This is a genomic window from Mesorhizobium sp. GbtcB19, from assembly GCF_019091085.1.
Lineage (GTDB): Bacteria > Pseudomonadota > Alphaproteobacteria > Rhizobiales > Rhizobiaceae > Mesorhizobium.
Genome location: NZ_JAGXJY010000505.1, coordinates 1 through 237, shown reverse-complemented (window position 1 = coordinate 237; position 237 = coordinate 1). Strand labels below are relative to the sequence as shown.

The window sequence follows — 237 nt, the reverse complement described above, 5'->3', positions numbered from 1 at the left end:
CGGCGCACACTTCGGTGATTTCGCGCGGGACGACGGTCAACCCCATCGGCCGGCCCCCTTCATCGACGCAGTTCATCGGCATGTCGAGCACGCTGCGGTAGACGCGCTCGAACGCCTCGCGGCGATAGCCGGGAAACTCCTCGGACACCCACGCGTCCCTGATATAGACCGGCTCGTTGCGATTGAGCGCCACGAACGAAGGACTGGTCGCCAGTTCCCAACGGTCCGGCAAGGTGC

General features: G+C 65.4%; 1 pseudogene. It reads right to left on the bottom strand.

Features of this window, described 5'->3' with window-relative positions:
• A pseudogene (locus KVT37_RS32845) lies at window positions 1–237 on the bottom strand (PucR family transcriptional regulator); the annotation flags it as partial.